At 25.5% G+C, this 14,401-nt stretch carries 20 protein-coding genes; 7 read left to right on the forward strand and 13 right to left on the reverse strand.

What is annotated here, in order from left to right:
* Positions 1-16: 16 nt before the first annotated feature.
* From B3J26_RS02145 to B3J26_RS02155, 3 genes are all read right to left on the reverse strand, one after another.
* Positions 17-253, reverse strand: coding sequence for a DUF262 domain-containing protein (locus B3J26_RS02145; RefSeq protein WP_291072994.1), 237 nt, complete (start codon positions 251-253; stop codon positions 17-19).
* A gap of 191 nt (positions 254-444) precedes the next feature.
* Positions 445-1,359 (reverse strand): helix-turn-helix transcriptional regulator, encoded by a 915-nt coding sequence (locus B3J26_RS02150; RefSeq protein WP_181816282.1) that lies wholly within the window; start codon positions 1,357-1,359, stop codon positions 445-447.
* Positions 1,360-1,429: 70 nt separating this feature from the next.
* Positions 1,430-1,651 carry a hypothetical protein gene (locus B3J26_RS02155; protein ID WP_114999419.1) on the reverse strand — a complete coding sequence of 74 codons (222 nt, stop codon included), beginning with the start codon at positions 1,649-1,651 and terminating at the stop codon, positions 1,430-1,432.
* A 116-nt stretch (positions 1,652-1,767) separates the two neighbouring features.
* Here B3J26_RS02155 and B3J26_RS02160 point away from each other — a divergent pair, with 116 nt between their 5' ends.
* On the forward strand, positions 1,768-2,082 hold the full coding sequence (locus B3J26_RS02160; RefSeq protein WP_114999417.1) for a hypothetical protein: 315 nt from the start codon (positions 1,768-1,770) through the stop codon (positions 2,080-2,082).
* Between the two features lie 87 nt (positions 2,083-2,169).
* Positions 2,170-2,400, forward strand: a complete 231-nt coding sequence (locus B3J26_RS02165) for a hypothetical protein (protein WP_114999416.1) — start codon at positions 2,170-2,172, stop codon at positions 2,398-2,400.
* 376 nt (positions 2,401-2,776) lie between these two features.
* Here the strand turns inward: B3J26_RS02165 and B3J26_RS02170 are convergent, their stop codons facing one another.
* The 7 genes from B3J26_RS02170 to B3J26_RS02200 form a co-directional block, all read right to left on the reverse strand.
* On the reverse strand, positions 2,777-3,076 hold the full coding sequence (locus B3J26_RS02170; protein ID WP_291072997.1) for a hypothetical protein: 300 nt from the start codon (positions 3,074-3,076) through the stop codon (positions 2,777-2,779).
* Between the two features lie 76 nt (positions 3,077-3,152).
* Positions 3,153-3,527, reverse strand: coding sequence for a lipocalin family protein (locus tag B3J26_RS02175; RefSeq protein WP_291072998.1), 375 nt, complete (start codon positions 3,525-3,527; stop codon positions 3,153-3,155).
* 43 nt (positions 3,528-3,570) lie between these two features.
* Positions 3,571-4,020, reverse strand: coding sequence for a hypothetical protein (locus B3J26_RS02180; RefSeq protein ID WP_291073000.1), 450 nt, complete (start codon positions 4,018-4,020; stop codon positions 3,571-3,573).
* Positions 4,021-4,059: 39 nt separating this feature from the next.
* Positions 4,060-4,368, reverse strand: a complete 309-nt coding sequence (locus B3J26_RS02185; RefSeq protein ID WP_349679501.1) for a DUF6804 family protein — start codon at positions 4,366-4,368, stop codon at positions 4,060-4,062.
* 6 nt (positions 4,369-4,374) lie between these two features.
* On the reverse strand, positions 4,375-4,752 hold the full coding sequence (locus B3J26_RS02190; RefSeq protein ID WP_291073002.1) for a hypothetical protein: 378 nt from the start codon (positions 4,750-4,752) through the stop codon (positions 4,375-4,377).
* A 208-nt stretch (positions 4,753-4,960) separates the two neighbouring features.
* Positions 4,961-5,203 carry a hypothetical protein gene (locus tag B3J26_RS02195; protein ID WP_291073004.1) on the reverse strand — a complete coding sequence of 81 codons (243 nt, stop codon included), beginning with the start codon at positions 5,201-5,203 and terminating at the stop codon, positions 4,961-4,963.
* Positions 5,204-5,246: 43 nt separating this feature from the next.
* Positions 5,247-5,666: a hypothetical protein gene (locus B3J26_RS02200; protein WP_291073006.1), complete on the reverse strand. Its 420-nt coding sequence runs from the start codon at positions 5,664-5,666 to the stop codon at positions 5,247-5,249.
* A 142-nt stretch (positions 5,667-5,808) separates the two neighbouring features.
* Here B3J26_RS02200 and B3J26_RS02205 point away from each other — a divergent pair, with 142 nt between their 5' ends.
* Positions 5,809-6,033 (forward strand): helix-turn-helix domain-containing protein, encoded by a 225-nt coding sequence (locus B3J26_RS02205; protein ID WP_291073008.1) that lies wholly within the window; start codon positions 5,809-5,811, stop codon positions 6,031-6,033.
* Between the two features lie 165 nt (positions 6,034-6,198).
* Here B3J26_RS02205 and B3J26_RS02210 read toward each other — a convergent pair whose 3' ends face one another.
* Entirely contained in the window at positions 6,199-6,498 is a 300-nt protein-coding gene (locus tag B3J26_RS02210) for a hypothetical protein (protein WP_291073010.1), read from the reverse strand.
* A 298-nt stretch (positions 6,499-6,796) separates the two neighbouring features.
* Between B3J26_RS02210 and B3J26_RS02215 the strand changes: the two genes are divergently transcribed.
* Genes B3J26_RS02215 through B3J26_RS02230 form a run of 4 tightly spaced genes read left to right on the forward strand, consistent with a single transcriptional unit; the run spans position 6,797 to position 12,420 of the window.
* Complete coding sequence (locus B3J26_RS02215) at positions 6,797-8,032, forward strand: ABC-three component system protein (RefSeq protein WP_291073011.1); 1,236 nt, start codon at positions 6,797-6,799, stop codon at positions 8,030-8,032.
* On the forward strand, positions 8,025-8,540 hold the full coding sequence (locus B3J26_RS02220; RefSeq protein WP_291073013.1) for a three component ABC system middle component: 516 nt from the start codon (positions 8,025-8,027) through the stop codon (positions 8,538-8,540). Before B3J26_RS02215 ends, B3J26_RS02220 begins: the two co-directional genes overlap by 8 nt.
* The gene (locus B3J26_RS02225) at positions 8,540-10,519 is read left to right on the forward strand and encodes a DUF3732 domain-containing protein (protein ID WP_291073015.1); all 1,980 of its coding nucleotides are present in this window, start codon (positions 8,540-8,542) and stop codon (positions 10,517-10,519) included. Before B3J26_RS02220 ends, B3J26_RS02225 begins: the two co-directional genes overlap by 1 nt.
* Before the next feature lie 56 nt (positions 10,520-10,575).
* A complete protein-coding gene (locus tag B3J26_RS02230; protein ID WP_291073017.1) occupies positions 10,576-12,420 on the forward strand; it encodes a DUF262 domain-containing protein in 1,845 nt (614 codons plus the stop codon).
* A 34-nt stretch (positions 12,421-12,454) separates the two neighbouring features.
* On the opposite strand, the gene B3J26_RS02235 is transcribed toward B3J26_RS02230, so the two are convergent.
* Positions 12,455-13,510 (reverse strand): DUF3871 family protein, encoded by a 1,056-nt coding sequence (locus B3J26_RS02235; RefSeq protein ID WP_291073019.1) that lies wholly within the window; start codon positions 13,508-13,510, stop codon positions 12,455-12,457.
* On the reverse strand, positions 13,488-14,360 hold the full coding sequence (locus B3J26_RS02240) for an ATP-binding protein (RefSeq protein ID WP_291073021.1): 873 nt from the start codon (positions 14,358-14,360) through the stop codon (positions 13,488-13,490). Before B3J26_RS02240 ends, B3J26_RS02235 begins: the two co-directional genes overlap by 23 nt.
* Positions 14,361-14,401: the final 41 nt, after the last annotated feature.

The following is a 14,401-nucleotide window of genomic DNA, read 5'->3' on the forward strand; positions in this document are numbered from 1 at the left end:
TGGAGTTGTGCAACAGTTACCGTTGTTGTCCGTCAATTACGTACCACTTGTTCTCATCCTTTTTTTGTTTTACTACAATTGGTTGTAAACAATACCAATTTTTTTCATCAGAATCTGTTGTGAATTCATTTATGTCATTCAACAAATCAGTTACTTGTTGTTCAGTCCAGCGATAACCTCTCTGATAAGAAGGAATAAAGAAGTTATATTGTAGTAATTCACTTATAGTTTTTATTGATATTTTATTGTTCATTTTTAAATTTTACTTATGTTTTGTAAATGTATCAAAAACAATTCAGCACAAGCTTTAGCATCGCTTAAAGCACCATGATGATTTAATGAAATATTGTATTGTTTACATAATGTTGATTATGCAATACTATGAAAACGAATTTTATTCAACAAATATAATTTTACGTTTTTACGTAATTGTTAAATATGTTATTATTTTGTAAGATTATTTAATCCTACATGTAAAAATTTAAGATATTCCTCTCTTACTGCTTTTGGTTCTAATGATAATAATCGTTGATTATGCGTTAATATTTCTTGGAAAAAATCATAAGTAGGAACTAAGTTTAATTCCAATTTTAACTCATTTTCATTGTCTACAAGAATCTTTTGCGAATGATGAATGGGTAATGATTTCACATACATTCCTTGCCAAGGTATCAGAGATAAAGTGATTTTAGTTGGCTCTTGTCCTAATGTCGAAATAATACCAAACGAATTGATAAACATATCTTCTACATTCACTTTTTTATTCTTTACATATGTTGAAGAATGAATTTCTAAATTTGAAATTCTGTCCAATCCATATGTTTTCAAAGTAAAATCATCATCATTACGATCTTTTGCAATCAAATACCAACGATTTCTAAATTCTTTCACAGCATAAGATTCTAAAACCTTTTTATTAGGTACACCTTCCCAATATTTCGTATAAGTGCAACTAATAATTTTTGTGTTTTTAATTGCATGAATTAGTCCATCAAGATTTTCCAAACCAGAAGCTTGTCTTTTTTCAAAAAGTAAGATATTTGCTTGGTCAGCTGCCTTTTTATATGCATTAACTAATAATAAATTATCAAAAATAGTTTGATTTGATTCGTTATCTTCAATAATCTGATAAAGCATTGTAGAACGATTGAACTTTGTTTCTATTTTAAAAAGTTCAAGAAGCAATTTACGATCGCGCTTAAAAGTTTTTTCACTGAAAGCTAATTCACCATCATAATCTTCTTCATCGTATTTTTTTTCCAAATACTGTTGAATATCTCTAAATGTTACACCTCTTGGTTTAGATTTTAGGAAGTTTGATATATTCATCAACCGAAACATTTGTTCTCTTTTAGCCATATTTTGTAATTTTAATACAAACATAAAATAGCTTACGGACAAACAATGTCGGTTTGCTTTTATATTAAAATTATTTATTTAATAACCTTAATCGTTCTCGAATTCTTTTCAATACATTTTGATCAAGATCATTGTAGTTATCTCTTAAACCCTGTGTAAAATCGTCATCTTTAAATTCGTTTATTTTTAAATTAAATAAGATTTGTGTAAATCGTTGTTCAGGATTTTTAGAAGAATATTCTTTTATCAATTCTACTAATTCATCAACTTTATTTATATTTTCTTCAATCATTTTTAAGAAATTTTTAGGTGTGCATAATTTTTAAAAAATATTATTTTCAAATTTATCAATAGCTAAGACCATACTATGTCCACACCTCAATATAGTTTTGAAACAAAATAAAAAAAATGAAAGAAAAAGAATATAAAATTGAAAAGCACATTTTAGAAAATGGTTTAAAAGAAACTTTTATAGGAAGTATTGAAAAAATAGTAAATGAAATGTCATCATTTTTAAGAAATAAATCATTCCAGGATAAAATTGTTATCAAAATTAAATGCGATCATTCTAAAGAAATTACGATGGATGATATAGGATTAATCAATGATGTAATTCAAAAAGAAATGCATAATAATGCTTCTATTGTAATGAATATTGAAGAAAATGATGTAGTAGAAAATAACGATTATGAATTATCTCTTTATTATTTGATAGAGAAATAAATAATACAATTATGTAAAAACGAAAAAATATAATTAAAACAGGGATTAACTTGTCCACATTAACAAAAACTATAAATATTAAAAATTATGTCACAAATGATTAATTACAATGGCGAAATGATTCGTATCAATCCAACAAACTCTAACAAATTAGAATATTCTAAAAATGATGGGAGGACTTGGAGCACAAGATTCTCAGGGTCTTCTTATGGAAACTTTATTGAGTTAATTGACAATGGTAAAGAATTACTTGCCAATACAAGTAAAGGATTATATTATTCAAAAAACGAAGGTAGAACTTGGAGTAAAAGAAACTAATAAAAAAATAAAATGGGTATCAAACGGGTATCAAAACTATGGTAAAAAATGGTGATTTTAAAATGTAGTTAAAATGCTAAATCATTAAAAATCAGCATTATTAAATAAAAAAAGCACCTTTAAAAAGGTGCTTTTGTGGTCCCACTTGGGCTCGAACCAAGGACTTGCTGATTATGAGTCTGTTTTATTTTTTTAACATTCTTTTTCAATTCCTTTCATTTAATTGTATTTCAATAATTTAAAAATATTATTCTTTTCAATACTTATCATTTTTTTAGATTCAATTACTACAAATGTTTCAGTATTGTTTCAGTCTAAAATTAGAAACACATTAGTATGTAATTAATGTAAAACATGTAAAATCTCTTAGTAAACACTACATTGACACAATTGAATTAACTACCAAGTTCTGAATCTTAACATCTGATTTTATATAATAGTTTTTGATTAGCAAATAGTCATCAATATTATATCTTTCTATTTCTTTTGTTGATTTAATTAATATACACACTAATATATCCCAATAAAAGATTAACTCTATTTCAATATCTTTAAAATTATTGCCTACATAAAGATAACTGTCATAGCCAATAATCCTATCATATAATACTTCAACTTCAAACTCAACTTCTTCATAATACATCCCTATTGCAAATGGTATGTATATTTTGTTCATTTGTATTTTATTTTAAAGAAAAAACCACTCTTTAATTGAGTGGCTTTTATATTAAATAGTTATTATACACTGAGATTTACTCTTTATAATAAGTTCCTTCATATGCTTGTTCATTAGAATTACCTGTTGAAGTAAATTCTATCTTTCTATCGTTAATATATGATACATTTTGTACATATGTTAAACTTACTCCTTTAGGAAAAGTCATTGTTAATACATCACCTTTCAATTCATAAGTACCTTTTTCTGAATCAAATTCATTTGCTTTACCTCCAGACCAATATGAATAAACAACTGTTTTATCCTTTGAGAAAGTAAATGAATTATTTGTTGTATAACCTACTTCTTTGGGGTCTTCAAAATACCATTTACCTATTAATTTTTGAGTTGATGTATTTTCTATTGATGAATCATCATCATTTGAGCAATTAAATAATAATGATGAACTCATTAGCATTATACAGAATAGTAAAATTCTTTTCATAGTTTTTATTTTAATTCATAAACATTTCATTTGATAACTCTTCACCTTCATCATTCCTTATACTATCTAAGAAAACTGTATATCTACTTGAAGTATGTCGTGGTAAGTTTGAGAAATCAGTAATCTTTTTTGAAGTTACAATTATGTACATTGTATTCTTATCACTTTTATCTTTGCTTGTTCCTAATACAGAGCAAAATCCTTCTGGAAATGATTTAATTTCTTCTTTATGAGAGTTTAATTCGTACACTAAACTATAACCTATTTCTTCTAATAACTTTTCTTCAGAAATACCATTATGAAATTTTTCACCTACCAGAGCAGATAAATCAAAAAAATCTTCTGTTAATTGATATTGAAATTTTTGAGGTTCAAATTCTTCTTTTAATACAAAACCCTTATTTCCAGATTCAAACAAGGTATAGTAGTATTCATCTTTATTAGGATTGTTATTTTCCATCAGTTTTTCTAATATGATTTATTTGAATCTTACTTCAATCTAATTTTTAACTTGCTTTTTTATCATACTTAATAATAATCCAATAGCAACTACAACATCTATAATATTCCATATTGTACGTCCTAAGTAAATTTTAAATATTGGCTGAAATAAAACTGCTAAAATCAAATAGATAACAAATTCTGTTTGTCTTTCCTTTTGATAAGATTGATAAGCAAGTACTCCAAAACCTATTAATGCTATAAATCGAATTAATTGATAAAAACCATATGGCATATCTATCAAACACAATAGAAACAAAACTGAAAGTACTATTTTGATAAGATTCTCTGAAATTTGAATATTCATGGTTTATTATAAATTACTTTCAACTTTTGCTTTATGTTCAACTAACCTTTCATTGAACTCCTCTATCATTACTTTTAATGCACTTTTAAGTCCTATTTCTGTAGCATTCCTTGCATCAGGAAAATTTCTCTCATAAACCATTTCATTTTGAAAATATTTATATTTCCAAACAACAGTTAACATTCCTGCATTATATAGAAACATTACTATTTGATTACTTCCTTCTTGATAAACATTTGCATTTTTATCATCAAGAACATTTACTTTACCAGTTCCATTAAAACAATAACTATTAAATCCATCCATCAATACCTTAAATTTTTCATAGATGTTCTGATTCATCAATTCTTCTTTATCGAGCTTTAACTCTTTGTTGTATTGCATTATTTTCTTAACTATAAAGAAAATAATTACCACTATAATTGGGATTATGTATATCATATACGTACTAATATTACCTGTTCTATTTACTTGAACTTTTTTCCGATATCATCTTTTAAAGATAAAATTGTATCTTCATTTAAAAATCTACCTATAAAATACAATTTTGAAACTCTATTGAAATACATTTATATAAATGCATTTCAACAAATTACTTGCTAGCTATATAAAATGGGATATATAATATCAAATGAAATAAAGCTGTATAAGCATAAAAATTATTTACACCAAACATTTTAAACATCCAGAAAATTTCACTTAGGAATGGAATAAACAGTGTTATTAATCCTCCAAAAAAGCCAGCTTCTGAAAAAGCTATTATTACAGTCCAAAAATGTGTAATGACTGCTGTTATTGTGAAAATACAATAAAGTAAGAAAAAAAATGCTTTCATATTGTTTAATTTATTTTTTATTAAATATTTAGTTTTTATATACTTATGTGTTCTTAATAGATTTTTCAGTTAAAAGTTTGTTTGCAATGTATGCTCCTAATAATAAAAGAGCACCATAAAGCAATAACATATAGTCGTTATTATTGTTAATAAAAATTGATATTATTTGGACAACACACAAACTCAATAAAATCAAGAGAATGATAATTTTTCCAATCTTATTTGGAGCAATATAACCAGCTACATACATTAGTGTAAAACCACAAAAGAAGCCCTCAATTATATATCGAAATAATTTTACATCATCATAAATACCAAAATATGAAAAAGCAATGTTTATTATTAATTGAACTAAAAAACCTACGATAAATGCTGATAGAACTGATGTAGGAAGGAATAACAGCCATCTTGAAATATTATTCCTCATAATGAACTGCTCAATTTTTTTAAAAGTTTTTTCCATAATTAATAAAAGCTAAAGGTATTCTCATTTACTATATAATTTTTACGTGAATCCGTAAACTCAGTTATTTTTTAAACTTGCCATATATGACATTAAACTACAAACGTAATAATCTTTCCTTGAGTTGCCAAATATGTCAACAATGGAAAAAGAAGAACTATTAAAATTTGTAGGTAAGAAGATTCAAGAAATTAGATTATCCAAAGGATTAACTCAAGTAGATTTAGTTGGTAAAATAAAAGGAGAAATAGACACTACTAACATCTCAAGAATAGAAGCAGGAAGAACAAATCCTACAATTTTTACACTTTATAGAATAGCAAATGCTTTAGAAGTTTCATTATCTGAAATAGTAGAGATTAAATAAACCGCTATTAATATTATATCTGAACTTTTATTCAGGTAATTTATTAATAGTTTAATTTACGTCTAATACATTATCATTTACTCCTGGTTAAAGAAATAAAATTCAGACTTTGCACTTAACAAAGCCTGAAATGAATCTATATTATTTTTAATCTACTGAGATTTATTAACATTCAGGTATAAATTCATATCTATGACCTAACGTTATTAATTCTCCTGTTTCTGGGATAGTAAAATCATACAACTCTGTATTTACTTTCTCTATACTACCAGGAAGTTTTTCACCAATTAAAGTTTGGCAAGTAACTTTGTTAAATGTTGATGGAACAAATGCTTTTTTTGCAGTTGCATAAAACTTATCTGATACTTGGCTTTTAACCATTTCAATACCAGATTGAACTTCTAAAACATAGAATTTCTCTCCATCTTTTTTTAGTCTTTCTTTAAAATCGATAACTGTTACCATTGGAATATATTTTGTTTGAGTTAAAATATGTTTACCAGGAGATTAAAAATAACCTCATCTACTCAGCTATCACCTTGAATAATAATATGAGCTTTAAATAAATTTACCTGATATAACAAGAAGGGGGAGTTTTCCCTCTAAAAAGAAGTGAGGGTCTTTGTTCAAGGAGGTTTACACACTCAATTTTTTTATAAAAAAAATTAAATAGAAAGTTAACACAAAATAAAGTCGTGTAAATTTAGTATTATTGTATAATTAAAATTTAGTATATAAAGTATTAAAATTAAATAGATTAAAAATGGAAGATTCAGCTAAAGGTTCAATATCTGGGTATCTTTATCAATTTGACAGAGCTTTTCTTCTTCTTTGTGATATAACAGATGAAAATGGATATATATCAATTGAAAAAGTAGACGATGTTGCTGTACATTCAGAAAATGGCACAATAATAATTGCTGAGCAAGATAAAAACAGTATTGCTGAAACTGGAAGTACTTTTCAAGATACAAGTAAAGATTTGTGGAGAACAATTGAAATATGGATAAATAAAATTAAATCATCAATATTTAATTCTAAAACAAAATTCTATTGTTCTACAAATAAAAAGATTCCTAAAAGTTCATTACTAAGATTTATGTGCGAAAATAAATCTTCTATTGAAATTATTTTTAATAAAATTAATGAGATTAAAAAAAAGCAAGAAGAAAAATTAATTGAATTCAAAAAAAAGGATCAAAAAAAAGGTGCACATATATCTAAAATTCTTTCATTAATAAACTATGCCTTAGAAAATAAAAATGAATTGAACATAATTTTAAAAAATCTTGAAATCTATGATAAGACAGATTTGAAAAAAGAAATTATTTCAAAACTAAGAATTAGTACATATGATGAAGATACACAAAATAGAATATATAGCAATATTTATGGCTGGATATTAAGTATTTGTAAACATAAATGGAATAATAGTTCAGATGTTGAAATTACAAAAAAAGATTTTGATTTACAGTATAATAGAAACTTAACATCACCATCTATTATTAATGCAATATTCAGAGCAAAAAAAGAAATCAATATTGATAATATAAAATTTGAAACAAAAAAAGATGAAATTTTTGTTAAACAGATAAATGTTTTAAAAACAAATAAAAAGACAAAAGAATTTTTTGTCAGAAATGCTATTGAAGATTTTCTTAGGTATGAGATTGAACATACTTATATTATTAATAAAGGAAATATTATTAAAGAGGATTTTATAGATTTTATAAATGTTTGCAAAAATAAATGGGAAACTTATTTTTATAGCACAATTATTAAAGATATTGAAGAATATTCTGATGAAGAAATGAATGAACTAGGTATTAAAGTTTATAACTATATAATTAATGATCTTAATATTCAGTTTCAAAACGACATTAATTTTAATACTGATAATATTTATATCAAAAATGGTAGTTTTTTAAAACTATCAAATATCCCTGAAATTGGATGGCATCCTAATTGGGAAAATCTTATTATGAAAAACAATGAATAATCTAAGAACCGAATTTAATTTATATGACATTCTTCAAAATATAGCTATTGGAGCTTTAGCATGTCATAGCTTTGTGCAAGGTTACTCTATGGTAGCTAAAAATAAAAAAAACAAAAGTACTTTCCCTAAATTAGAATATCTTTTTTATGTTCTACCTATTGTTTATAATAAGGAAAATATGGGCAATTTCAAATCTTCAAAAGAATTGATTAATGCGATTCTTAAAGATAAAAGTATAATATTAGGTTTACAAGACAGAGCTAATAAAATGTCTTCTCAAACATTTGATGCACTTAATCTTGCATTTAACAAACAATTATTAAGCATAAATGATAATAATGAAATTACAATTTCTGAAGAAATGTTAAAGAAAAAAATATCTATTCCAGCTTCAACTAACAAGGAAAATATTGTTAAAAACATTCAAGATACTGCTAAAAAACTTGGAAACATGTTTGCAAAAACAGATGAAAAAAACATCCAATTAGAATTAAATATTAGGTTTTAATGCATTTATATATTAAGAATATTATTCTTTATCCCAAGAATAAAGAAAAGAGTCCTAGATTCATAACATTTATAGAGGATAAAATCAATATTATTACAGGCACTAGTCAAAAAGGAAAATCTGCGATAATTAATATTATTGATTATTGTTTAGGAAGTGGGGATTGTAATATTCCAATAGGATTAATTAGAGATACAACTGAAGTTTTTGCTTTGTATGTCAAAATTAATGAAGATTTTTATTTCATAGGAAGAGAAAATTATGACGAACATAAATCTAAAATGTATTTTTATAAAGAGTCTTCTGATAAAAATATTGAACTGAGAAACAATGCTTGGTTATATAATAAAAATGATTATTCTATAAACCTTAATTATTTTAAATCCTTTATCAATAATATTGCAGGTTTTAAAAATGTAGGTACTGAAAATAGTGATAATAATAGTTTTAATATTCCTGCTAGTTTTAGAGACACTGCTGCTTTTCAATTTCAAACTCAAAATATTATTGCTAATCCTACAACAATGTTCTACAAAAGTGATTCTTGGGAACATTTACAAAAGTTAAAAACAATCTTCCCTTTGATATTAGGATATAAATCATATGAGATAATAGATTTAGAAAATAAAATTATCGAAAAAGAAAAAGAAAAAAATAAAAAGATAACAAAATTTGAACAAATTAAGACTCAATATGAAGATTGGCAATCAGACATTTACAAATACTACACAGAAGCCGTAACTATAGGATTATCCAAATCTGATATTAGTATTAAATCTTCAAGTGTAGATGAAATAAAAAATGAACTCTCAAATATAATTAAAGATGTTAACTCTGGTACATTTTATAAAGATGGTACTGCTAATAGATTTTCTGAAAAATTAAATAATCTAAATAATCAAAGAAATTTAATAATTAGACAATTAGATGATTTACGTTATAAATATAATAAAGTCATTCAAATTGATGATTCTAAAGAACTTTATTTCGATGATGTTGTAAAAGAAAAGGAATTAAGATTAAGACCTATAGAATGGTTTTTAGATAGAAAAGGGAAGAGTCAATGTCCATTTTGTGGTTCAAATTCAGATAAAGCAATTAATGAATTACTGCATTTAAACCAAGAAAGACAAAAAAATATAGAAACTCTAGCAAAACTGACATCAAATGAATTGAGTTTTGACAAGGAGAAAAAAGAATTGAAAAATGAGATTAAATTCAGAGAAAATCAAGTCAATGAAATTGATAAAAATCTTAATATTTTACTATCAGAAGAAAAACAAAACAGCAATTCTGTAAAAAGAGTTTATGAATTCATTGGTAAAATAGAACATGTCGTTGAAAATTTAAACAGAATTTCACCATCAGGAGAACTTGAAATTGAAATTGAATTATTAGAACAATCAATAGCAAAAGATAGATTAATACTAAATAAACTTAAAAAGAAATTTGACAAAGAAAATTCTTTAAATAAACTAAATAATCTCATTTCAAATTATATTAAATTATTACCTATTGAAGATAATAATAAAAGAAGAGTCTTGTTTGATCCTTCTGAAAGTCTTGTAATTAAAATTGAAGATATTAATACAAAAAATAAATACTTTTTGTCAAGAATTGGTAGTGGTGCAAATTACATGGGATACCACTTAGCAACTATTTTTGGATTACATGAATACTTTTTCAAACTAAATGAAACAGGTAAAGTTAATTTCATTCCAAGTTTCTTAATTCTAGACCAACCTAGTCAAGTATATTACCCAAAAGAATTTACAAAAGATTCTAAGGACATAGAAGATACTAGAAAAATTTTCACAACATCTTTTGAATTTATGAAAAAAACAGATTTTAAAATTCAATTAATAATTCTTGAACATGTTCCCAAAGAATTATGGGAAGATATTGATGATACTAATTTCAATTTAGTAGCTGAATGGGACAATAATTCAGAAGCTTTAATTCCTAATGATTGGTATTAAAATATCATTATAGAATTAAACCTCATTTAAAAAATAACAACATTAAAATTTACAATATGGACATTTCTCCAGATAAACAAAACATAGACAGTGTATTCTCTAATACTACATATTATATAGATTTTTATCAAAGACAATACAAATGGAATGAAGAACCTGTAAAGAGATTATTAGATGACGTTTTTTACAGATTTAATGAAGAATATAAGAAATTTAAAGATTCTGATATTCCTATTGATAAGAATATTGATAAATATTCATGGTATTATTTAAATACATATGTAACTAATCTTGTTGATGGAAAACTATTTGTAGTAGATGGACAACAAAGATTAACAACTTTGACTTTAATACTTATAAAACTAAAACATTTAGCAGAAAAATTCAAAGAAGCTGATTTAAAAGGATGGTTAGAAGATAAAATTATGGGGCGATCAGGTTTTCAAAAAAATTTTTGGATGAACCACATAACACATATTTCAACATTACAGGATCTTTTTGATGAAAAAGAACCAAATAGTATTTCAATAGAATCTGGAATTACTGCTCAAAATATGGTTAAGAATTTTATTGAAATTTCAAGATTTATAAATTCTGAATTAAAAGATAAATCAAAATTTCAAGCTTTTACATTCTATTTTCTAAAGAGGTTAGTACTAATAAATTTGGATGTCAAACAAACAGATGTACCAATGGTGTTTGAAGTCATTAATGATAGAGGTGTAAAATTAAAACCTTATGAAATCCTGAAAGGTAAATTACTTGGGCAAATTGATAAAGAAGAACTAGTTGCGCTTGAATTGAATGAAATTTGGGATAAACAAGTGAAATTAATAAATGATTTTAAAGAAGACGAAATAGATGATTTCTTTACCTACTTTTTAAAAGGTAAATTATCTGATACAAGAGGTTTAGCTCAAAAATTTGATAAAGATTATCACAGAGTTATGTTCGAAGAAGAATATGATAAAACTCTAAAATTAAACCATAATCCTAAAGGTGTTAAAAAATTTTTATTAAATGATTTTAAGTACTTTACAAACTTATATCATAAGATATATAATTACTATAAAGATTTTAATGAACAACAGCCTTATGTTTTTTATAACAATCTAACTCAAATGAATATGCAGTTTTTGTTAATTCTATCTGCATGTGAATTAAATGACCAATATGAAGAAGAAAAAATTTACAGCATTAGTAGAAATTTAGATAAAATGTTTTGCTTACTTCAACTACAGAGAAGCTATAATAGTAATTCATTTTCTACAGACATATATAAATTAGGTTCCGAAATTAGAAATGCCTCACTTGATGAAATAGATACTGTTTTTAAAAAATATTTATTATCTCAACTATCAGATGTTAGAGGTACTAGTGTAGACAATGAATTTAATTATAGCTTATTCAAAGATACTGGTATTGACCTTGAAAAAAGATTTAAAAGATATTTTTTCGCTAGAATTGAAAAATTTATATCGACAAACACTAAGATGGAAATGAAGCAAACTTTTTATAATCTTGTACAAAATACAGGTGCTGTTAATGGATTCCACATTGAACATATCCTTTCCTATAACGAAGAGAATAAGGCTTTATTCAACAATGATGATGAATTATTTGAGAGAGAAAGAAATAGATTAGGAGGATTACTACTCTTAAAAGGTTTAGATAATATCTCAAGTAATAATGAAACATTTAAAAAGAAATTAAAGTCTTACGCTAATACTTTATATTGGAATGAAACTTTAAGAAGTGATACATATAAATCAAAATTAGATTTTAATAAGATGATAAATGAATACAAACTAGATTTCAAACCTTATGACATCTTTGGAGAAACTGAATTAGATGAAAGACATAGGCTATTGTTTGATATTGTAAAAATTGTATGGAAATAAAAAACAGTCCTCTTGAGGACTGTTTTCATTCAAATTAACTCAAAAACCAATGATAATTAGAATTACCATTTAGTGCCTGTTGGATGCCTTTATTAAATTCTAAGGCATTCAGATTTCTTTCAAGGAATGTATCTATATAACTGCTTTTACCAGCTTGTGTAAAAAGATTATAAACATTCCAAAGGTTTATATTTCCCATCTCGTCTTTACAAAAGCTCTCATCATTGTAGTAATCTTTAGCTATTGTATTAAATTGTCCATCATTGAAATTTAGCTTTGGGATTAAAGATTTTACTTTCTTAGGGAGATGATTATATAGCCTGGATTTGCCTATTAACTGAGCAAATTGATGTTCTGACAAAGAATATTCAGAAAATTCTTTGAGTTGCTCTAAATGCCTCTGAGCATTGTAATTTCGTATTAAATCTGTGATTTTATTTTTTAGTTCAGCATAAGAAGTAACTTTCATTTCTGAACTAAAGCCATCTGTAGATATACATAGATTACAGCAAACTTTATTTTGAAACCCAATAAAGAATTTGAATTTTTCAAAGCTTTTTTTACTGTACAAATTCTCCTGATTATAGGCTCTCACACCTCCAATTGTTAAAGAGAGTTGATTTCCATTAATAGTATCTGTAATAGTTGGAATTCTTATAATAAAAGCCATCCTTTCATAGTAAATGGTTTTCTCGTGATCTAAAAGCTCTGCTGCATTTTTGTGAATTGCTTCTGGTGTTCTACCTTTTACTTGATGACTTACCCTAATTTCAGGCATCTCAAATTTTTCATTCTCAAATACATCAAATAATCCTTCTTGAGCAATATCTATAAACTCTTGATGAGCAATTGTTTTTTCATTATCCTTGCTAAACACAGGTATTATGCATTCTGTCTGTAAGTGATTATAATCTACCTCAATTGTATTAGCTTCTATAAAAGGTTTTGGTTGATAGTTATTATTATTTCCTGGTATATTTCTTTCTTCGTATTTACCAGGAGGTTTAGAAATACTCATATCTTCAAAATTTATATTCCTTGAATTGATTGGAATAATAGGATTTGGATTAGTAATGTTTAAAAGTTCCATTCTGTTGTATATTTTGTTGGTTAATTATAAGTGATAACTCATTCTTTCTTGTTGTAAAAGATGAATTTAAATTTTGTTGAAATTGCGGATATTGTTGATATAGCTTTGTAAGTTCATTAATAGTCTGACATGTAGAGATTTTACCTAACACATCATTTTCTGAAATTACTTCATCATTTACTCCACTATTACACCATTCTAAAATCCTTCTACCTGTACCAGAATTAATAATAAACTCAGGTCTACCCATAAATAAACCTGTTCTATCTTTGCTTGATACTGCAAAATGTTTGATGTCTATGTCAAATACTAAAGTAAATTCATAATCAAGTCCATCTCTTTGTACTGCTTTCAATCCTACTTTCTCAGGAACATATTTTCCATCTTTCTGATTTAATACATAATCTTGTTTGGTTCTCATTGTTGCTATTACATGAGCTTTGCATTGAAGTATTTTATCTGTAAAAGCCTTCTGTCTTGGAGTTACTTTTGCCCAATTTGTAAAGCTATTCCCTGCTAACTTTGAATGAAAGTCTAATAACTCATCCCAAGCATGAGAAATACTATCAATAATAATTACCTCCATACCTTCCTTTTCACATAATTCAATAGCTTCTATATATTTTTCAGGTGTATAAGGAGGTTGAAGAGCAAGAACATTGTAATCTCCTAAGTGTGCATATAAATCTGCGCTACCATTTTCAGTATCTATAATGGCTATTTTACTGAAATCTTTATTCGTGATACCTTGTGCAAGTAGTAAGCTTGAATAAGTCTTTCCACTTCCACTTGAACCTTGTAAAGCCATTTTTATCTTGGCTTTTTTTCTTTCTGATTTTCTTAATTGCATAATTGTAAATATTAATTGGTTAATTTTGAAATGAAAAAAAG

Origin of the sequence: Empedobacter sp. UBA5987 (genome assembly GCF_002429865.1) — a bacterium.
Classification (GTDB): Bacteria; Bacteroidota; Bacteroidia; order Flavobacteriales; family Weeksellaceae; genus Empedobacter; species Empedobacter falsenii_B.